Source organism: Sinorhizobium terangae (assembly GCF_029714365.1).
GTDB lineage: Bacteria > Pseudomonadota > Alphaproteobacteria > Rhizobiales > Rhizobiaceae > Sinorhizobium > Sinorhizobium terangae.
This window is the reverse complement of record NZ_CP121659.1, coordinates 2,246,681-2,266,509: the sequence shown is the minus strand read 5'-3', so window position 1 is coordinate 2,266,509 and position 19,829 is coordinate 2,246,681. Positions and strand designations below refer to the sequence as shown.

The 19,829-nt window shown below is 62.7% G+C and carries 20 protein-coding genes; 14 read left to right on the top strand and 6 right to left on the bottom strand.

Annotation, left to right across the window (positions count from 1 at the left end; all coding sequences use genetic code 11):
* Nucleotides 1–114 precede the first annotated feature (114 nt).
* The 3 genes from QA637_RS10885 (at nt 115) to ligA (ending at nt 5,012) form a co-directional block, all read left to right on the top strand.
* Nucleotides 115–981, top strand: coding sequence for an outer membrane protein assembly factor BamD (locus QA637_RS10885; RefSeq protein ID WP_153437350.1), 867 nt, complete (start codon nt 115–117; stop codon nt 979–981).
* A gap of 36 nt (nt 982–1,017) precedes the next feature.
* Entirely contained in the window at nt 1,018–2,691 is a 1,674-nt protein-coding gene (gene recN, locus QA637_RS10880) for a DNA repair protein RecN (RefSeq protein ID WP_153437349.1), read from the top strand.
* A 167-nt stretch (nt 2,692–2,858) separates the two neighbouring features.
* Complete coding sequence (ligA, locus tag QA637_RS10875) at nt 2,859–5,012, top strand: NAD-dependent DNA ligase LigA (protein ID WP_153437348.1); 2,154 nt, start codon at nt 2,859–2,861, stop codon at nt 5,010–5,012.
* Nucleotides 5,013–5,139: 127 nt separating this feature from the next.
* Here the strand turns inward: ligA and QA637_RS10870 are convergent, their stop codons facing one another.
* Nucleotides 5,140–5,544, bottom strand: coding sequence for a VOC family protein (locus QA637_RS10870; protein WP_153437347.1), 405 nt, complete (start codon nt 5,542–5,544; stop codon nt 5,140–5,142).
* 12 nt (nt 5,545–5,556) lie between these two features.
* Here QA637_RS10870 and QA637_RS10865 point away from each other — a divergent pair, with 12 nt between their 5' ends.
* The 7 genes from QA637_RS10865 to QA637_RS10835 all read left to right on the top strand — a co-directional run bounded on the left by QA637_RS10865 (nt 5,557) and on the right by QA637_RS10835 (nt 10,326).
* Nucleotides 5,557–5,931: an SDR family NAD(P)-dependent oxidoreductase gene (locus QA637_RS10865; RefSeq protein ID WP_283061430.1), complete on the top strand. Its 375-nt coding sequence runs from the start codon at nt 5,557–5,559 to the stop codon at nt 5,929–5,931.
* A 206-nt stretch (nt 5,932–6,137) separates the two neighbouring features.
* Complete coding sequence (locus tag QA637_RS10860) at nt 6,138–6,737, top strand: NADPH-dependent F420 reductase (RefSeq protein WP_153437346.1); 600 nt, start codon at nt 6,138–6,140, stop codon at nt 6,735–6,737.
* A 205-nt stretch (nt 6,738–6,942) separates the two neighbouring features.
* Nucleotides 6,943–7,818, top strand: a complete 876-nt coding sequence (gene panC / locus QA637_RS10855) for a pantoate--beta-alanine ligase (RefSeq protein WP_153437345.1) — start codon at nt 6,943–6,945, stop codon at nt 7,816–7,818.
* A gap of 2 nt (nt 7,819–7,820) precedes the next feature.
* Nucleotides 7,821–8,642 (top strand): 3-methyl-2-oxobutanoate hydroxymethyltransferase, encoded by an 822-nt coding sequence (gene panB / locus QA637_RS10850; protein ID WP_153437344.1) that lies wholly within the window; start codon nt 7,821–7,823, stop codon nt 8,640–8,642.
* A 284-nt stretch (nt 8,643–8,926) separates the two neighbouring features.
* Nucleotides 8,927–9,646: an AzlC family ABC transporter permease gene (locus QA637_RS10845; RefSeq protein ID WP_153437343.1), complete on the top strand. Its 720-nt coding sequence runs from the start codon at nt 8,927–8,929 to the stop codon at nt 9,644–9,646.
* 3 nt (nt 9,647–9,649) lie between these two features.
* Nucleotides 9,650–9,958: an AzlD family protein gene (locus tag QA637_RS10840; RefSeq protein ID WP_184108544.1), complete on the top strand. Its 309-nt coding sequence runs from the start codon at nt 9,650–9,652 to the stop codon at nt 9,956–9,958.
* A 128-nt stretch (nt 9,959–10,086) separates the two neighbouring features.
* Nucleotides 10,087–10,326 carry a hypothetical protein gene (locus tag QA637_RS10835; RefSeq protein ID WP_153437342.1) on the top strand — a complete coding sequence of 80 codons (240 nt, stop codon included), beginning with the start codon at nt 10,087–10,089 and terminating at the stop codon, nt 10,324–10,326.
* Between the two features lie 448 nt (nt 10,327–10,774).
* Here QA637_RS10835 and QA637_RS10830 read toward each other — a convergent pair whose 3' ends face one another.
* From QA637_RS10830 to QA637_RS10815, 4 genes are all read right to left on the bottom strand, one after another.
* Nucleotides 10,775–12,607, bottom strand: a complete 1,833-nt coding sequence (locus QA637_RS10830) for an aminopeptidase P family protein (protein WP_153437341.1) — start codon at nt 12,605–12,607, stop codon at nt 10,775–10,777.
* A gap of 695 nt (nt 12,608–13,302) precedes the next feature.
* Entirely contained in the window at nt 13,303–14,178 is an 876-nt protein-coding gene (locus QA637_RS10825) for a 50S ribosomal protein L11 methyltransferase (protein ID WP_153437340.1), read from the bottom strand.
* Between the two features lie 113 nt (nt 14,179–14,291).
* Nucleotides 14,292–14,891 (bottom strand): SCO family protein, encoded by a 600-nt coding sequence (locus tag QA637_RS10820; RefSeq protein WP_153437339.1) that lies wholly within the window; start codon nt 14,889–14,891, stop codon nt 14,292–14,294.
* Between the two features lie 124 nt (nt 14,892–15,015).
* The gene (locus QA637_RS10815; RefSeq protein ID WP_153437338.1) at nt 15,016–15,174 is read right to left on the bottom strand and encodes a hypothetical protein; all 159 of its coding nucleotides are present in this window, start codon (nt 15,172–15,174) and stop codon (nt 15,016–15,018) included.
* 243 nt (nt 15,175–15,417) lie between these two features.
* On the opposite strand from QA637_RS10815, the gene QA637_RS10810 reads away from it, so the two are divergent.
* The 4 genes from QA637_RS10810 (at nt 15,418) to QA637_RS10795 (ending at nt 19,208) form a co-directional block, all read left to right on the top strand.
* Complete coding sequence (locus QA637_RS10810) at nt 15,418–17,493, top strand: methyl-accepting chemotaxis protein (RefSeq protein WP_153437337.1); 2,076 nt, start codon at nt 15,418–15,420, stop codon at nt 17,491–17,493.
* A gap of 2 nt (nt 17,494–17,495) precedes the next feature.
* Nucleotides 17,496–17,960, top strand: coding sequence for a chemotaxis protein CheW (locus tag QA637_RS10805; RefSeq protein WP_153437336.1), 465 nt, complete (start codon nt 17,496–17,498; stop codon nt 17,958–17,960).
* A gap of 244 nt (nt 17,961–18,204) precedes the next feature.
* Entirely contained in the window at nt 18,205–18,540 is a 336-nt protein-coding gene (locus QA637_RS10800; protein ID WP_283061422.1) for a hypothetical protein, read from the top strand.
* 359 nt (nt 18,541–18,899) lie between these two features.
* The gene (locus tag QA637_RS10795; protein ID WP_153437334.1) at nt 18,900–19,208 is read left to right on the top strand and encodes a hypothetical protein; all 309 of its coding nucleotides are present in this window, start codon (nt 18,900–18,902) and stop codon (nt 19,206–19,208) included.
* A 63-nt stretch (nt 19,209–19,271) separates the two neighbouring features.
* Here QA637_RS10795 and QA637_RS10790 read toward each other — a convergent pair whose 3' ends face one another.
* Nucleotides 19,272–19,766 (bottom strand): CreA family protein, encoded by a 495-nt coding sequence (locus QA637_RS10790; RefSeq protein ID WP_153437333.1) that lies wholly within the window; start codon nt 19,764–19,766, stop codon nt 19,272–19,274.
* Nucleotides 19,767–19,829 lie beyond the last annotated feature (63 nt).

Here is a 19,829-nt window from a genome sequence, read left to right as displayed (position 1 = left end):
ACCGCCACAAATTTGCATGAATTGCTGATCATGACATTGCGATCTTGAGGCAACTTGCTCTAAAACGCGCAGGTCTGGCGGGATGCGGTCCGCCGAATGAAACGGGAATATTCGATGGTTCTTGCAGTTTCGCTCGATATGAGAAAATCAGTGCGCGTTGCCGCGGTCGTTGTTGCGGCTGTGGTTGGCAGCAGCCTGATCACAGCCTGCCAGAACGACCCGGATATCGATATCACCAAGCTCGCGGCGGAAACCGATCCGCCGGAGGTGCTCTACAACCAGGGCCTTGCCAACCTTAACGCCGGCAAGACGACGGAAGCGGCGCGCAAGTTCGAAGCGCTCGACCGCCAGCACCCGTTTTCCGAGTACGCCCGCAAGGCTCTGGTGATGAACGCCTTCGTCGCCTACCGCAACGGCCAGTATCAGGACGCAATCAACGCCACCAGCCGCTATCTGAACCTCTACCCGCAATCGGACGATGCGGCCTATGCGCAATATATTCAGGGTCTCGCCTATACGAAGCAGATTCCGTCGGTAACGCAGGACCAGAAGGCGGCCTCGAAGGCGATTGAGGCGATGCAGACGGTCATCGATAAATATCCGGACTCGGACTATGTCGAGGACGCCCAGGCGAAGATCCGTTTCGCCCGCGACCAGCTCGCCGGCAAGGAAATGCAGGTCGGTCGCTACTATCTCGAGCGCAAGGAATATCTTGCGGCCGTTTCGAGGTTCCGCACGGTAGTCGAGCAGTATCCGAATACGAACCAGGTCGAAGAAGCGCTTGCCCGACTCGTCGAGGCCTATTACGCCATGGGTGTAACGGCGGAAGCGCAGACTGCGGCGGCGGTGCTCGGGCACAATTATCCGGACAGCCAGTGGTATGCCGATTCCTACAAACTGCTGCAGTCGGGCGGACTTGAGCCGCGCGAAAGCGGTACGTCCTGGATTGCGCGCGCAGGCAAGAGGCTCATCGGCGCCTGACCTGCTCGGCGCTCGACAAGGAAGATCTGAAACCGGATGCTCGCGCAGCTCTCGATCCGCGATATCGTCCTGATCGAACGGCTTGACCTCACCTTCGAAGCCGGGCTCTCCGTGCTGACCGGCGAAACCGGCGCGGGCAAATCCATCCTTCTCGACAGCCTGTCGCTGGCGCTCGGCGGCCGCGGCGACGGCTCGCTCGTGCGCCACGGCGAGGACAAGGGACAAGTGACCGCGGTCTTCGATGTCCCGACCGGCCACGCGGCGCGGCTGATGCTCCGCGAAAACGGCATCGACGACGACGGTGATCTGATTTTCCGCCGCGTGCAGTCGACCGATGGCCGTACCAAAGCTTTCGTCAACGACCAGCCGGTCAGCGTGCAACTGATGCGTCAGCTCGGCCAGACGCTCGTCGAAATCCACGGCCAGCATGATGACCGGGCGCTGGTCGACACCGATGCGCACCGCGCGCTGCTCGATGCTTTCGGAGGGACATCGGAGGCGGCGGAAGAGGTTGGTGCGCTTTACCGCGGCTGGCGGGACGCGGAACGCAATCTCAAGAAACACCGCGAGCGCGTCGAGGCGGCGGCGCGCGAAGCCGACTATCTGCGCTCCTCGGTCGAAGAGCTGGAGACACTTTCGCCGCGCGACGGCGAAGAGGAGGAACTGGCCGAAGCCCGCGCGCGGATGATGAAGGCTGAGCGGATCGCCGGCGATATCAGCGAGGCCTCGGAATTTCTCAGCGGCAATACTTCGCCCGTTCCGCTAATCGCCTCGTTGGTCCGGCGGCTCGAGCGCAAGAGCCATGAGGCCCCGGGGCTCCTCGAAGAGACCGTGGAGCTTCTGGATGGAGCGTTGAACCAGCTTTCGGACGCGCAGATGGCGGTGGAGCGGGCGCTGCGCAACACCGAATTCGATCCGAAGGAACTGGAGCGCGCCGAGGAGCGGCTCTTCGCGCTGCGTGCTGCAAGCCGCAAATATTCGGTTCCGGTTACGGAACTGCCGGCGCTTGCTGTCCGCATGATCGCCGACCTCGCCGATCTCGATGCCGGCGAGGAGAAGTTGAAGCAGCTGGAAGTGCAGGTGGGGGAGGCAAGGGCGGCGTTCGATGCCGCGGCCCGGTCGCTGTCGGAGAAGCGCCGCCACACTGCAGACGCGCTTTCGGCGGCAGTGATGGCGGAACTGCCGGCATTGAAGCTCGAACGGGCGCGTTTCATGGTCGAGGTCGCGAGCGATCCGTCGTCACCGACTGCCGACGGCATCGATGTCGTCGAATTCCATGTCCAGACAAACCCCGGCACCCGGCCAGGGCCGATCATGAAAGTCGCCTCCGGTGGCGAGCTATCGCGCTTCCTTTTGGCGCTGAAAGTGGCGCTTGCCGATCGCGGCTCGGCGCCGACACTCGTCTTCGACGAAATCGACACCGGCGTCGGCGGGGCGGTTGCGGATGCCATCGGCCAGCGGCTGAAGCGGCTTTCCAGGAATGTCCAGGTGCTGTCCGTCACCCATGCGCCGCAAGTGGCGGCGCGCGCGGCGACGCATCTTCTGATCTCCAAGGGCCCGTCGGCGGAAAAATCCGAAATGATCGCCACCCGCGTCGCCCGCATGGACGACAGGGCGCGTACGGAAGAAATCGCCCGCATGCTTGCCGGCGCCTCGATCACCGAGGAGGCGAGGGCGGCAGCAGCGCGGTTGCTTGCCGGAAGCGGCTGATCACAGCTGATTTTCCATAGCGCCGATCACGCTACAGCGCCGTATCTCTTGAGAACGCAGAAGATTGCTGTAGCACTTTGAATTGCTGCATCATTCTATCCTTAAAGCGGATTCCGCTTTAAGGAATCATGCAGTAAAAACGACTCCCCAATCCGGAGTCGTCGCCCATGTTGAGTGAAAGAAAACCCGTCGAGCAATTGACTGAAACGGAAGCGGCCGAAGAGCTCGCCTTTCTCGCGGCGGAGCTCGCCCGTCACGACGCGCTTTATCATGGGCAGGATGCACCCGAAATCTCGGATGCCGACTACGACGCGCTGAAGCGGCGGAACGACCTGATCGAGGAGCGGTTCCCCGCGCTCATCCGCGAGGACAGCCCTTCGCGCAAGGTCGGCGCGGCTCCGTCACTCACCTTCCAGCCGGTCGTCCATGCACGGCCGATGCTGTCGCTCGACAACACATTCTCGGACGAAGACGCTCGCGATTTCGTCGCCGGCGTCTATCGCTTCCTCGGGCGGCTTCCGGACCATTCGATCGCCTTTACCGCCGAGCCGAAGATCGACGGGCTTTCGATGTCGCTGCGCTATGAAAACCGGCGGCTTGTGACGGCCGCGACACGCGGCGACGGCACGACCGGCGAAAACGTCACCGCCAATGTCCGCACGATCGGCATGATCCCCAATAGCCTTCCGGCCGACGCCCCAGATGTCGTCGAAGTGCGCGGCGAGATCTATATGGCGAAGTCGGACTTCGCCGCGCTCAATGCCGAAATGGCGGCGCAAGGCAGGCCGCTCTACGTCAACCCGCGCAACACCGCCTCCGGCTCGCTCCGGCAACTCGACGCCAAGGTGACGGCGAGCCGTAAGCTCCGGTTCTTCGCCTATGCCTGGGGCGAGATGTCGGCGATGCCGGCCGATACTCAGCTCGGCATGGTCGAGACGTTCAAGGCCTGGGGCTTTCCGGTCAATCCGCTGATACAGCGTTTCGCTTCTGCGGACGAATTGCTGGAGCACTATCACCACATCGAGCGCGAGCGGCCCGATCTCGACTACGATATCGACGGCGTCGTCTACAAGGTCGACCGGCTCGACCTGCAGGCGCGCCTCGGCTTCCGCTCGCGCTCGCCGCGATGGGCGACGGCGCACAAGTTCCCGGCCGAGCAAGCCTTCACGCGGCTCAAGGGCATCGACATCCAGGTCGGCCGCACTGGCGCGCTGACGCCAGTTGCGCGGCTTGAGCCGATCACCGTCGGCGGCGTGGTGGTAACCAACGCGACCTTGCACAACGAGGACTATATCCGCGGTGTCGGCAATCGCGGCGAGTCGATCCGCGAAGGGCGCGACATCCGCATCGGCGACATGGTCATCGTGCAGCGGGCTGGGGATGTCATCCCTCAAATCGTCGACGTGGTGATGGGCGAACGTGCGGAAGGCGCCGAGCCTTACAAGTTCCCGACCACATGCCCTGTCTGCGGCAGCCACGCGGTGCGCGACATCAACGAGAAATCCGGCAAGCTGGATGCCGTGCGCCGCTGCACCGGCGGCTTCGTGTGCCGGGCGCAGGCGGTCGAGCACCTGAAGCACTTCGTCTCGCGCAATGCCTTCGACATCGAGGGGCTTGGCTCCAAGCAGATCGAATTCTTCTTCGAAAGCGAGGACGAGAAGCTGAGGATCCGCACCGCGCCGGAGATCTTCACGCTGGAGCGCCGCCAGGAGGTCTCGCTCACCAAGCTTGAAAACATCGAGGGTTTTGGAAAGGTCAGCGTCAGAAAGCTTTTCGAGGCGATCAACACGCGCCGCTCGATCGCGCTCCACCGCTTCATTTACGCGCTCGGCATTCGCCACGTGGGCGAAACGACCGCGAAGCTGCTCGCCCGCTCCTATGGCAGCTACGATCACTTTGGCGCGGCGATGGTCGAGGCGGGCAGTTTTGCCGGCGACGCCTGGAACGAGCTCAACAGCATCGACGGCATCGGCGAGGTCGTCGCCCGCGCCATCGTCGAGTTCTACAAGGAGCCGCGCAACGTCGAGGTCGTTTCACGGCTCCTGGAAGAGGTGACGCCGGAAAGCGCGGAGATGCCGGTTACAACCGGCAGTCCGGTTGCGGGCAAGACGGTGGTCTTCACCGGCTCGCTCGAAAAAATGACGCGCGACGAGGCCAAGGCAAAAGCGGAAAGCCTCGGCGCAAAAGTAGCCGGCTCGGTGTCGAAGAAGACCGACATCGTCGTCGCAGGACCGGGTGCCGGCTCGAAGCTCGACAAGGCGCGCGAACTTGGCGTCCAGACCATGGACGAGGACGAGTGGCTGGCGCTGATCGGCGGGTAGGAAGCGCAGCAGCGGCATGCTAGGGCGCGATTTGAGTCTATCGCGACGCGGACGCGTCGGCGTCGCAAAGAGACTCTTGAGCGGCTGGGCATTTCCAGCGCGCCGTTTTCCGCACTGGCTCAGCCAGTCACGCCGCCTGCTCGGCCGACATGTCCATCCACATGAATTCCCAGACATGGCCATCGAGATCCTGGAAGCTGATTCCGTACATCGAGCCGTAGTCGATTGCCGGCTTCCACGGCTTGGCGCCGGCGGCGAGCGCCTTGGCAAGCATGTCGTCGCACTCGGCGCGGCTTGTGGCGGAAAGGGCGGTGATGACTTCCGTGCCCTTGGCCGTGTCGCTGATCTCCCCGGTGATAAAGTTGCGGAATTTAGGCTCGGTCAGCAGCATGGCGAAGATATTGTCGTCGATCACCATGCAGGCGGCCGTGTCGTCCGAGAACTGCTCGTTGAAGGTGAAGCCGAGGGCGGAAAAGAAGGTCCGGGAGGCTTCCAGGTTTTTGACGGGCAGGTTTACAAAAATCATGCGCATGGGACGTTCCTCGTGACGGATAGTTGTTTCTACGAACCAAGGACGAAACGCGGCTTCGCCAGCCGACAGGCGGAGACGAGTTTAAACTGGTGCTCGCGCAGCGGCTTTCAACCGCAGTTCAGCCGATGCTTCCGGCAAACGTTCCGCCGGCCGCTCGCGTTCGACGGTCCGATCGACGAGATCACCGAGGCGGGTTACAATCGCATGATCGCGGTCAATGTCACCGGCGTCTTCGTTGCCACGCAGGAGGCGGTGCGCAACACGAAGGCGGGCGGGCGCGTTATCCATGTCGGCAGCTCGATGTCGCTACGCCGACCGCCTCGCTTTGCAGTTGACCGAGGTGCGGTCGCCGGCTTCACCTGCAGCTGGTGCGCGATCCCGGTCTGAACGTCACCGACATGAACGCCGACGGCGGGCCGGTCTCCACGATCGTCGGCCCGGATCGGCTGCCATGGTAAGTCGGACGAGATCGCGAGCGTCGTTGCCTCTCTGTCGAGCCCCGATGCCGCCTTCATCACGGGCGCCGACATCGTCGCTGGCGGCGGCTTCACCGCCTCAGGTCGCAGCGACTGGCAACTTGAAAGGAAGTCGCCATGTCCATTGGCATCATCGGATCCGGCAACATCGGGGCGGCCGTTGCCAGGGCGCTCGCCCGGGCGGAGATCCCGGCGATCATTTCCAACAGCCGTGGGCCGGAGAGCCTGAAAGCGCTTGCCGGCGAACTCGCCCCTTACATCACCGCAGGAACACGCGAAGAGGCCGCAAGCGCCGATCTCGTGCTGGTCGCGGTCACCTGGTCGAAGCTGCCCAAGGCGCTTTCCGGTCTGCCGGATTGGAACGGCCGGATCGTCATCGACGCAAACAATCCGATCGAAGCGCCGCTCTTCAAGCCCGCCGAGCTCAAGGGTCGGCTCTCGAGTGAGGTCTTCGCCGGCCTCGTCCCGGGTGCGCGCGTCGTCAAGGCCCTCAATCATCTGCAGCCACACCTCGTTTCCGGCGATCCGAAGGCAGAAGGCGGCCGCCGCGTGCTCTTCTTTTCCGGCGATGACGCCGCCGCCAAGGCGGAGGTCGGCGCGCTGATCGACCGGCTGGGCTTCTTCGGCATCGATCTCGGCCCGCTCTCGGTTGGCGGAAAGCTCACGCAGTTTCCCGGCGGTCCGTTGCCCGCGCTGAATCTCGTCAAGTTCGATTGAAATCGGGTAGGCCGCTGATCCGGCCTGCTTTTTGGACCCTGCAATCCGGCTTCACGCACCATTTCCATTTGTCTTTTTGCGCTGCACAAGATAGAGCTTTGCAAGCCAAAATTTGTGCAGTTGCCTTTTTCGCGGGGCTCACAAGGGGCCATATGGCGAAACGGGGCGCGTACGCCCGCGCCCCGGCGGATTGGAGGGTCCGAAGATGAAAACGATCACCACCATCGCCGAACTGCGCGCGGCTCTCGCCGAGCATCGGCGCGCGGGCAAGAGTATCGGTCTGGTCCCCACCATGGGCTATCTTCACGTCGGCCACATGGAACTTGTCCGCCGCGCGCGCGGTGAGAACGACGTGGTCGTCGCCAGCATCTTCGTCAATCCCCTGCAGTTCGGACCGAGCGAAGATCTTGCCAAATACCCGCGCGATCTTGCGCGCGACCAGGCGATGCTTGCCGAGGGCGGCGTCGATTTTCTCTTCGCGCCCGGTGTTTCCGACATGTATCCGCGTCCGATGGAGGCCGTGGTCGACGTGCCGAAGCTCGGCTCGGAGCTCGAGGGTTCGGTCCGGCCAGGCCATTTCGCCGGCGTCGCGACGGTCGTCACCAAGCTCTTCAATATCGTTCAGCCGGACCGCGCCTATTTCGGCGAGAAGGATTTCCAGCAGCTCCAGATCATCCGCCGCATGGTCGAGGATCTGGCGCAGCCCGTCTCGGTGACCGGCGTGCCGACGGTGCGCGAGGCCGATGGGCTCGCCTGCTCGTCGCGCAATGTCTATCTGACCACCGACGAGCGTCGCGCCGCGGCGATTGTGCCCAAGGCGCTGGGCGAGGCCGAACGGCTGATCGCCAGCGGCCTGACCGACCCTGCTGCCGTCGAGAAAGGTGTTCTCGACTTTCTGTCCACAGAACCGCTGGCGCGACCGGAGGTCGTCGCGTTGCGCGATCCGGAAACGCTGGAACCGATCGAGGAAATCGGCGAGAAACCGGTTCTGCTCTTGCTGTTCGTCCGCTTCGGTACCACGAAGCTGCTCGACAACCGTGTGATCGCACCGAAATCCGCCCATTTTGCAAAGGTAGCCTGAGAATGAGCGTACACACCGCGAAGCGGCGGCTGAGCCCCGCCAATATCGAAGCCCTGAAGGGTGAACGCCCGATCGTCAGCCTCACCGCCTATACGACGCCGATCGCGCGCCTGCTTGATCCGCACGTCGATTTCCTGCTCGTCGGCGATTCGCTCGGCATGGTGCTCTATGGCCTCGACACCACAGTCGGCGTCACGCTCGACATGATGATCGCGCATGGCCAGGCGGTGATGCGCGGTTCCGAGCGCTCCTGCATCGTCGTTGATCTTCCCTTTGGCTCTTATCAGGAATCGAAGGAGCAGGCTTTCCGCAGCGCCGCGCGCATCCTGAAGGAAACCGGCTGCAGCGCGGTGAAGCTGGAAGGCGGGGCGGAAATGGCCGAGACGGTCGATTTCCTCGTCAGCCGCGGCATTCCGGTGCTCGGCCATGTCGGCCTGATGCCGCAGCTCGTCAACACCACCGGTGGCTACCGTTCGGTCGGCCGCAACGAGAAGGAAGTGGCGAAGATCCGCCGCGACGCCAAAGCGATCGACGATGCCGGCGCCTTCGCCATCGTCGTCGAAGGCACGGTCGAACCGGTCGCGCGCGAGATTACCGCTACCCTGCGTTCGCCGACCATCGGCATCGGCGCATCCCCCGCCTGCGACGGCCAGATCCTCGTCTCCGACGACATGCTCGGCATCTTCAACGATTTCAAGCCGCGCTTCGTCAAGCATTTCGCCGAGCTCGCTCCAGCGATCTCGAAGGCGGTCGAGGACTATGCCAACGAGGTGAAGGCGCGGACCTTCCCGGCTATCGAGCATACGTTCCAGTTGAAACGCTGATCACTGCACGATCGCAATCTTTGCCCCCTCACCCTAACCTTCTCCCCGCGCGCGGGGAGAAGGTCGCGGTAGCGGGATGAGGGGCAGAAATGCGAGCAAAACGGTATGTCGCCGGATGATCGTGCCCCAGGTGCAGCAGCTGCACCGAGCCTGGCAGTTGCCATTCAACCATCAGAAAATTCAATCACTGTATCAGCGCAATTGAATTGTCGTCGGGTGCGGCAGCCCCTATCTGTCCCCATGCCGGTTCGCGGACATGCCTCCGGTTTCGGCGGAGGATGATCATGAACAGAGACGATTTCCGTGCGGGCCTGCGGACGGGCTTTCCCGTCATGCTTTCCGCGTCGCCCTTCGGCGCGCTCTTCGGTGCGCTTGCGGTCGATAACGGTTTTTCGGTTGCCGATGCGGTGTTCATGAGCGCCACCGTCTATGCGGGCGCCAGCCAGATGGTCGGCATCGAACTCTTCGGCAACAATGTGCAGCCGTGGCTGGTCGTGCTTTCGGTCTTCGCGGTCAATTTCCGTCACGTGCTTTATTCCGCCTCGATCGCAAAGCACATCCGCCACTTCACGCTCGCCCAGAAGCTCATGGCTTTCTTCCTGCTGGTCGATCCGCAATATGCCGAAAGCGAAAGGCGGGCGGAGCGCGGTCTGCCGGTGACCTTTTCCTGGTATCTCGGCTTCGGGCTCGTGATCTATTTCCCGTGGATCCTCAACACGCTGGTCGGCGCACTGTTCGGCCAGTTGATCGGCGATCCGAAGGCGATCGGCCTCGATGTGCTCCTGCCGATCTATTTCCTCGGGCTCGTGCTCGGCTTCCGCACACGCGATCGCTTCCTGCCCGTGGTCGCCACCAGCGCCGTCGCCTCCGTTGCCGCGATGCATTTCGTCGGCTCGCCCTGGCATGTCAGTATCGGCGCGCTTGCGGGCATCCTACTCGCGGCCGTCTTGCCGCCGGAGCATCGCCTGAGGCAAGGGCCGGCGCCCGTGAAAAAGGAGGCCTGAGCCGTGGACGCACAGCACCTCAACCTGATCTACCTGATCGTTGCCGCCGCACTCGCCACCTTCGCGACCCGGTTCGGCGGCTATGTGCTGATCACCCAGTTGAAGCGCATTCCACCGCGGCTCGAAGCGGCGCTGAACGCCGTCCCGGCGGCGGTCCTGACGACGCTGGTTGCACCGGCCTTTGTCTATGGTGGCTTCGATGTCGCGGTGTCGATGCTCGTCGCCTTCGCGATCGGACTGCGCTTCTCGACACTCCGGATGCTGCTTGTCGGCTGGGCCGTGGTGATGGTGATCCGGCACGTGGTTCTGTAGTTCTCTCGTCCTCCCGGCTGCCGGACAGTGCTAGTCGGGCGCCCACCATTGGCGCTGAACCGACACTGGGCTATCATCTTTTGGTTGCCGGAGAGGCATCAGCCCTCCGGCTCTGGAGGAGCGACCCCATGATTATCAGGATTTCAATTGCCCTTCTTTTGGCGCTCGCACCTGTAACGGCCTTCGCCAATCAGTGCCCCACCATGATGGCGGCGATTGACGCCGCCCTGCCGAACGCCTCCCTTTCTGAAGCCGACATGGCCAAGGTCAAGCAGTTGCGCCAGCAGGGCGAACAGTTGCACCAGTCCGGCGATCACGCAGGCTCGGAGGCAGCGCTCGGCGAGGCGAAGAAAATGCTGGGAATCTGAATGGAAGAGCCGGGAATCGCCCCGGCCTTTCAGCTTTGAAAATTCCGCGAACGATCGGTCAGGCCTCGAGGGTGCCGCGTGGCCCGGCCTTTCACGCTTGGCGAATGACGATTTTCAAACCAAGCGTGCAATCCCGTAAAATTTCCGGGTTACGCCGGAGTGGCGCGGGAAATATAACAGTATCGTTGGTAGAGACATCGTACCTCCCAACCGAGGCCCGGCCGCCCCCTGTAGCCCCCAACCTACGCCGCCGGGCCTCCCCGCGTCCTTTACTTGTCACGAAGTTTCGCGACGCCGGTTCGCGAAAAGACTCCTATTTCTGTGGCGATTAGATCGTTTTCACTGTTTGAATGAACTCGCGAAGCGATCTAGCTATTTGATATTACACAATTTATGCCGCCACACGCTTTTCCTGGAATCGCTCTAACTCTTTGAAACAATGCAAGTTCTATCGCGCGATCACGTCGGTGGCGGCTTCCAGCCAGTGGCGTGTGTCGTCGCTGGCGATGAGCGGCATGAGCTTGTCGCGCGTTTCGGCATGATAGGCGTTCAGCCAGCCAAGCTCCTCGTCGGTCAACAGCGAAGGGAGGACGAGGCGCCGGTCGATCGGGCAGTAGGTCAGCGTGTCGAAGCCGAGCATCGGCAGGTCGCCGCCTTCGATCTCCGAGGCTTCCCGGACGACGACGAGGTTTTCGATGCGGATGCCGAAGGCGCCCGGACGATAGTAGCCGGGCTCATTGGAAAGGATCATGCCCGGCAGCAGCTCTTGCGTCGAAAGCCGGGCGATGCGCTGCGGTCCCTCATGCACGGAAAGATAGGAGCCGACGCCATGGCCGGTGCCGTGGGCATAGTCGGCGCCGGCTTTCCAGAGCGCGATGCGGGCGAGGGGATCGAGATCGACACCGCGCGAACCCTTGGGGAAGCGCGCCGTGCTGATCGCGATCATGCCTTTCAGCACCAATGTGAAGAAGCGCTTCTGCTCTTCCGGAACGGCACCGATCGCAACCGTTCGGGTGATATCGGTCGTGCCGTTGATATATTGCGCGCCGGAATCGATCAGGAACATGGTTCCGGGCTCAATTGTCCGGTCCGTGTCCGTCGTCACGCGGTAATGCATGATCGCCGCGTGTGAGCCGGCGCCCGCAATCGTGTCGAAGGAAATGTCCTTCAGCGGATTCTGCATGCGCTCGCCGACGGTCGCGCGCAGGGCCTCCAGCCTTTCCGTTGCGGCGATCTCGGTCACGCTGCCGGGCTCGGTCTGGTCAAGCCAGGCGAGGAATTCGACCATCGCGGCGCCGTCCTGTAGATGCGCGCGCGCCGATCCCTGGATCTCGGCGGCGTTCTTGCGGGCGCGGGGGAGGCGGGCCGGATCGACTGCGCCGACGACCGAGCCGCCTTTCTCGCGGATCAGTTCACCGATGGCGAAGGGCGCAAGGTCCGGATCGATCATGATCGCCGCACCAGTCGTCGCGAGCGCCGCCAGCCGGTCCTCGAAACTCGCCGGAGCGGTGATTTCGGCAAGCTGGGTCAGATAGGCTTCCTGTTCGATGCCGGTCTTGCGCTTATCGAGGAAGATCTCGGCGCGGCCGTCCGCATGGATGATCGCGCGGGCAAGCGGATGCGGCGTGTGCGGCACGTCGCTGCCGCGGATATTGAAGGTCCAGGCGACCGAGGAGGGGTCGGTGAGGACGACAGCGGCCGCCTTGGCTTCAAGGCCGGCAGCGATCGCGGCAATCTTGTCCTTCGCCAGTTGGCCGGCATGCTCGCTCGGCTGGATCGTCACCCGGCCAAGGGGAGCTGCGGGCCGGCCGGTCCAGATTTTGTCGAGCGGGTTGTGATCGAGGAAGACCAGCGCGCCGCCGACCGCCGCGAGCGCCTTCTGCAGCTTGAGGACCTCGGCGCCGGTATGAAGCCACGGGTCGATGCCGAGGCGGAAGCCTTTCGGCGCATGAGCCTCCAGCCAGACATGCGGCGGCTCGCCGATAAGGTCACCCCCCGTGAAGACGCTGCCGTCCACCTGCTCCTTGAGCTGGGTCACATAGCGTCCATCGACGAAGACGATCGCTTCACGCTGCGTGACAAGCGCAACGCCGGCGGAGCCGGTGAAGCCGGTCAACCAGGAAAGGCGCTCGGACGAAGCCGGCACATACTCGCCCTGGAATTCGTCGGCGCGCGGCACGAGGAAGCCGTCAATGCCAAGGGCCGGGAAGACGGCGCGCAGAGCGGCGGTGCGCTCCTTGCCGAACTGAGGCGTGGAGGTGACTTCGAAGGACTGAAACATGGAATATTTCCGGCAATTTGGCGGAGAACCGCGACTGGGATGATCGTCATGTTAGCGGAAAGGTCGCTGCCGAGGAAAGAGGCGATATCCGGCTGTGAACAGGCGCAGGCCGCCGCGGTTACGCACCTGCCAATCAGGGCATTTGCCCAGGCTGCGGACATATGCATCATATGCATGGCACCCATGCTGCAACGCATCTATCTCTATCGGAATAATGGTTTATAAGCGCGCTCAACGAACACGGACGAACATCCGGTGGTTCAAAAAAGCTGCGGTTCTGAGAATAGTTGGTCATTCTGTTCTCCTCCTCCCTCAAGGGTGGCCAATTTCAGAACGGTAGACGCCCGCTCGAGCGCTCCTCCTCCTCAGGCTCGCGGGCATGGTCGGCCTCAAAGCCGCCCAGCAGGCGATGCCTCCGGCATCGCCTTTGTTTCGAAAAGGTCACCCGTCATGATGGACTGGGTGGCCTTTTTCGTTTTCTGCTTACTCGGCGATTTCGCTGGATCAGGGGAGTAGCGTCCGCGCTGCGACCGCCGACACCAACAATTGCCACCAGTGCTCCTTTGATCGGCCCTCACCCTAGCGCTCTCCCCGTTCTGACGGGGAGAGCGGATTGGGAGCGTGCGGCGTCGTCCCATCCCCCTGCTTGCGAGGAGAAGGTGCCGGTAGGCGGATAACGGGCAGGTGACAACCCGCTATTTCGTCAGATGGATGGTGACCCAGCCGTTGCGCCAGATGGTGCGCACGTGTTTGAGGCGCTGGCCGTTATAGGCGGCAAGCACCTTCCAGCGCTGTTCGGCGAGAATGCCGGACAGAATGACCGAGCCGCCGGCGGCGAGATTGGCGACAAGCTGCGGCGCCATCTTCATCAACGGCCGCGCCAGGATGTTGGCGATGATCAGGTCGAAGGGGCCATTGGTGCTGAACGCCGTCGAGTGGAAACTGGGGGCGGTGGCAAAGGTCATGCCAGTGACGACGCCGTTGCGGCGGGCGTTTTCGCTCGCGACGCGGGTCGCGATCGGATCGATGTCGGTGGCAAGCACCGGCACATGCAGGAGTTTCCAGGCCGCGATCGCAAGCACGCCGCTACCTGTGCCGAGGTCGAGGACATTGCGGACCGGTCGCGTATGCGCAACGGAGGCAAGCACTTCTAGGCACCCGGCGGTTGTGCCATGATGGCCCGTGCCGAAGGCCTGGCCGGCGTCGATCTCGATCGCTATCTCGCCGGTCCTGACCTTGTCTCGATCATGAGAGCCGTGGACGACGAAGCGTCCGGCGCGCACGGGGGCGAGCCCTTCCAGCGATTTGGCGATCCAGTCGATATCGGGCAAAACTTCGCGTTCGATCGGCAGATGGGAGAAACCCGCGGCGAGCGCGTCGGCAAGCCGCACCCTGACGCTCTCCTCCTCGTCCGCCATCATGTAGACCGAGGCTTCCCAGACGTCGCGCTTCTCGTCGATCTCCATCGTCGCGATGGCATAGTCGTCGTCCTCGAAGATCGTGCTCATGACATCGAGCACGGCCGCGACCTGTTTCTCGGTGCTGGTGACGAAAAGTCTTATCTCGCTCAACGATCTGTCCTTCGGATGTGGTCGGCCTCGCGGCTATCATGGATCCGGTAGAAACGCAAAGCGCCGGCGGGGAGCCGGCGCTTTGCGGGAATGGGAGATGATGAAGTAGCCGCTCAACTCTTGGTCAGGTTCTCGAGCTTCTGAACGGCGGTGTCCGGGTTCTCGCCATAGGCAATCGTGCCGCTGAAGTGCCCGTTGGCGTCGAGAAGGAACACCGAGGCCGTGTGGTCCATGGTGTAGTCGCCGTTCGGGTTCTTTTCGTCGACCGGCACCTTCTTGTAGTAGACGCGGTAGCCCTTGACCATTTCAAGGACCTTGTCCGGCGGTCCGGAAATGCCGGTGATGCGCTTGGAGACGTTGGAGACGTACTGGCCAAGAACGTCCGGGGTGTCGCGCTCCGGGTCGACGGTGATGAAATAGGCCTGCAGCTTGCTGCCGTCGGGGTCAACCTTTTCAAGCCAGCCGTCCAGCTCGAAAAGCGTGGTCGGGCAGACTTCCGGGCAATGGGTGAAGCCGAAGAAAAGCGCGGTCGGCTTGCCGGTGAACGCCCGTTCGGTGATCGGCTTGCCGTCCTGTGCGACAAGCGTGAAGGGCACGCCGAAGGGACCGGAGGACGCCTGCTGCCGCGATTGCGTCATGTCGTAGGTGAGCCAGCCGAGGATCGCCACCATGACGAGGATGGCCGCCCAAAGGACGATGCGTATGGTTTTCATCGTTGCTACCGGTTTGCTGAGCCTTCGTAAGGGCGTTCAATGAACGTGGCGTTGTGATACCGCGTCACCACCACCGGCGCAAAGGGAGAATTGCCGCAGGCGGTGCATGCGGCAAGCCAGGGCGTCAGAAGCACCAGGAAATGCCGGCTTGAGCGAGCGACAGGAAGATGTCGGCGCCATGCGCGATCCAGCCTTGGAAAGCCAGGAGTGCGACGAGTGCGAACACGCCCGCAAAAAGGGTGAGGACGAGGGGCGAGAGCGATTTCTTCGTGTCCGTGCGCATACCCCGGATCATAGCACTCGAAGGCGACAAAGAAAGGGGAGCACAGGCGGTTGATCCGCAGAGCTGGTAGCCATGTTTTAGCGAATGGTTAAGGTCTGTTTGCCAGTGTCGCCGAAAGCGGAGAAGTGCACCACTTCGATATGACATGAGGTCATCCGGTTTGATCGAGCCCGGCCTTCCGCATCGATCGTAACGGAGGACCTCGCCTGCCGCGGCGGGTCCATTGCCATGGACTGCCAGTCAATGAACACCTCTCCATCCGTCGGACGCACCCTCTCGATCAGCCAGCGACTGGCGACTCTTGCAGCCGCCGCCTTCCTCGGCTTTGGTTCGGTGCTCACCGTTGGTTTGTACCAGGAGCGGCGATCGGAACAGACGCTTGAAAAGGCGGTCGCCGCCCAGCGCGGCATGAGGACGGTCGAGGAAATGCGACTTGCCGGCCTTGAGCTGGTGCTCGCGGCGATGGACACGATCGTCGATCGTGACGAAGGCAAGATTCTGCCCGAGCGCGCGGCCCAAATCAAAGCTTCGCTCGCAACGCTCGACGCCAGGAAAGCCGATGTCGAGGCGCTGGCGCGTCTCCTCGGCAGACCGGAAGTTCTCTCCAACTTCGATGCCGATCTTGCCCAATTGCGCAAGGCGGTTGAGGTGGATCTGAAGGCGCTGGTGGAGACTGGAGCGCAAGCGGACGAATTCGCCCGCATCGACGATGCGATCGATGGCGGCGGGGAGCGTCTTGGCGCCGCACTCGCTGAGCTGAGCGAAGCCGCCGCTGGCCTTGCGTCCGCGCGCATCGCCGAGACACAAGCCGCATCAGCGAACGCACTCGTATTGCAGGGAGCCGCAGGGCTGCTGGCGATGGCGACCTTGCTGGCGCTGATCTGGTTCCACGGCAATGCATTGCGCCGGGGCATCCTCGGCTTGCGCGACAGCATGCAGCGGATCCATTCGGGCGATCTGACCTCCAGCCTGGCAGGGCTCGCGCGCGGCGACGAAATCGGCGAGATGGCCCGGTCCGTGGAGCTCTTCCGGGCTTCGGCGATCGAAAAACGTTCGCTGGAGCAGAACGCGATGGCGAGCCGCAGGGAAATCGAGGAGGAGCGCCAGCGTCAGGAAGCCGAGCGCGACCAGGCTGTCGCCCGCATCAAAACCGCGGTCGATGCGCTCGGGCGGGCCCTTAACCAGCTTGCCGAGGGCAATCTTGCAGTCGCAATCCGCGAACCTTTCGTAGGTGACCTCGATGTGCTGCGCCGTGATTTCAACAACACCGTCGAACGGCTGGGCCACGTTCTTGCAAGCGTCAAGGAGAATGCCGTTTCGATCGAAACAAACGGTCGGCAGATGCGCAGCGCCGCCGACGATCTGGCTCGGCGGACGGAACGGCAGGCGGCGTCGCTCGAACAGACCTCGGCCGCTCTGGAGGAAATCACTGTGACGGTGAAGACCGCGACCGAGCGCGCCGAAGAAGCAAGCCGCATGGTCGACGAGACGCGCACCAACGCGGAAGAATCCGGACGCATCGTCGGCGAAGCGATCTCTGCGATGGCGCGCATCGAGGGCGCCTCCAACGAAATCGGCAAGATCATCAATGTCATCGACGAGATCGCCTTCCAGACGAACCTTCTGGCGCTCAATGCCGGTGTCGAGGCTGCGCGGGCAGGGGAAGCGGGCAAGGGCTTTGCCGTCGTTGCCCAGGAGGTTCGCGAACTCGCCCAGCGGGCGGCCGGCGCGGCGAAGGACATAAAGGCGCTTGTCACACGATCCGGCAACGAGGTCGGCACGGGCGTAAAGCTGGTGCAGGCGACCGGCGAGGCGCTCGGCCGCATCGGCGCCGACGTCGCGCGCATCAACGAACATATGAGCTCGATCGTGATGGCGGCGCGCGAGCAGTCGACCGGGCTCAACGAAATCAGCACCGCTGTCGGCCAGCTCGATCAGATGACGCAGCAGAACGCTGCGATGGTCGAGCAGACCAACGCTTCGAGCCACACGCTCGCGCAGGACGCCGAGAAGCTCAGTGAGCTCGTCGGCCAATTCCGCCACGGGCAGGTGAGTGAGGCAGCATTCCGGAAGGCAGCGCCCGCTCCGGCGCAGCCCTCCGTCAAGATCGGCGCCCCGGCCAAGAGTCCAGTCCGGGCCAGCGCCGCGGCCCCCGCAGGGCCGGTGCCCCTGCGCAAACCGTCCGCCGCGCAGGCATCCGCTCGTCCAGCTCCATCACCCGCCAAGGCCCTGATGGGCAAGCTGGCGGGCGCTTTCGGCAACAAGCCGGGCTCCGTACCTTCCGTTACGGCCTCCGGCGATAACTGGGAAGAATTCTGACCATGAGCAACGCTATCAAACAGTCCGGCGCCTATCTCGAAATCGTCTCCTTCCACCTCGGAGACCAGGAGTTCTGCATCGACATCATGGCGATCCGCGAAATTCGCGGCTGGGCGCCGGTTACCCCGATGCCGCATACGCCGCCTTACGTCCTTGGCCTCATCAACCTGCGCGGCGCCGTGATCCCGGTGATCGACATGGCCTGCCGCCTCGGCATGAAGATGACCGAGCCGTCCGAGCGCTCGGCAATCATCGTCACCGACATCAATGGCAAGCTTGTCGGGCTTCTGGTCGAGCAAGTCTCCGACATGATGACGATCCGCAGCGAAGACCTGCAGCCGCCACCGGAGATCATTCCGGAGGCGCAGCGGGCCTTCTGCCGCGGCATCGTGGCGCTCGAAAAGTCGATGGTCTGCTTCCTCAATCTCGATACAGTCATCGCCGACGAGCTGGCACAGGCGGCATAGCCTGAGCGCAGGCTCAGATCTTCCAGGCAAAAGGCCCGCTTCGGCGGGCCTTTTTATATGCCGGCGATGCAAGTTTGTCCCGGTTTCCACCGGCGCTTCAAAGTCAGACGGCGCTGAGGCAGTCGCACTCCAGGAACACGGGCGCGGCGAAGGAGTTATACCCTAACAGCATGGTAAACAGCCTATGCTGAAAAACCACAGCATCCCTCGGGAGGCGGGGTGCTACCGACACAGGAGCAATGCCATGAGAGTTTCCATGAGAACATCCTTGGCCGCATTCGTCCTCTCGTCTGCCCTTGCAGGCGTCGCGGGTTCGGCCCTTGCCGACAGCTACTATCAGGGCATCGATCCGCATAATCCTCCTGGGACTCAAAACAGAGGAACGGTGTTAGTACCGATGCAACGACGCCCATATTACGTCGATGAAATGCCGACAGGCAGCATCTACGTCGATCCCATGGCGACGGGCAGCGTCAGTGGAGCCCCGGGGCGCGTGCGTGAGCAGTATCGGAATGAGTACCAGGGTGGCGGTCAGGGCGACTACTACCAGGGTATCATGCCCCCGGCACCGGTTCCCTGAGTGACAGCATAGTCTGGATCTTACCGATATATTACCGGCACTAGACAGCGCGCGATCGGCGATTTTTCGTCCTCCGGCGTCATGAGTGCGTGGCCTCAATGAGGCGAGCACCACCGGTATATGCGCATTGGCGATTGCAGATCCCGATCGCCGGTGCGTGGGAGTGGTTCGTTCTCGATCGTCACCCAGTAGGGCCGCGAACGCGGCGTCAAGTTACAGCTGCGTAATGTTCCATCACGGTTGCATGAGTCATTCGTGACAAAACGTCACCGCTTGCAATGAACAACTGCTCTCCAAAGGTGTTATGCTTTCAGTATCCGTTGGAGGCCGGATGCAAAATGAACATAGGAGCTAATGTCATGAAAGTTTCGCTGAAAACATCAGTTGTTGCATTTGCCCTGTCCTCCGTACTCGGCGGCGCAGCGCCAGCCTTGGCGGACTCCTACTATCCGGGCATCGACCCGAACAATCCTCCGGGCACGCAGAACCAGGTACGGGCCACGGCTATGCCGCAGAACCGGCCGGCTGCGGTTGACGAGATGCCAACGGGCAGCATCGACCGCAACGGTCGGATCATCTATCCGAATAGCGGCGGATCCACCCTTCAGCCACGCTATCAGACCGGGGAAGGCGACTATTACCGCGGTATCGTTCCCCCAACACCGTGACATTCGGATAGTGTGAACAATTCTCAAGGCGGGATGGGACAACCGCCTTGAGCTCTGACAACACTATTGCGGGCGCCCTTTCTCCCAGGTAACCGTCTGGCCGAAGAGCGGCACGGTCGTAATCGACATCTTGGCCGATCCATCGGTCAGCTGTCGCGAATGCGCAAGGTAAATCAGCGTGTCATTGGCCTTGTCGTAAATGCGGGTCACCAGAAGATCTTTCCAGATCAGCGACAGGCCGGAGCGGAAAACCTCTTCCCCTTCCTTCGACAGATCGATGTCGCCGATGGTGATCGGCCCCGTCTGCCTGCAGGCAATCGAATTGTTGGAGGGGTCCTCGAACCAGTTGCCGTTCTTCAGGCGGTCGATCACACTGCGATCGAAATAGGTCACGTGGCAGGTGACGCCGTTGACCTTGGGGTCGCGGACGGCATCGATCTTGATGTCGTTGCCGAGCCAGTCGACGCCCACTTGGCCGACCGTTTCGGCGCGCACGGGGAGGGACGCTGCACAGGCGGCCAGACCGGCAAGGAGCAGGATGCGGATGGGGCGGAACATGAAATTCACTCCGATGGATCGCAGCGTTGAGATAGGTAGCGGGCGCGGCAATGCAAGGCGCCG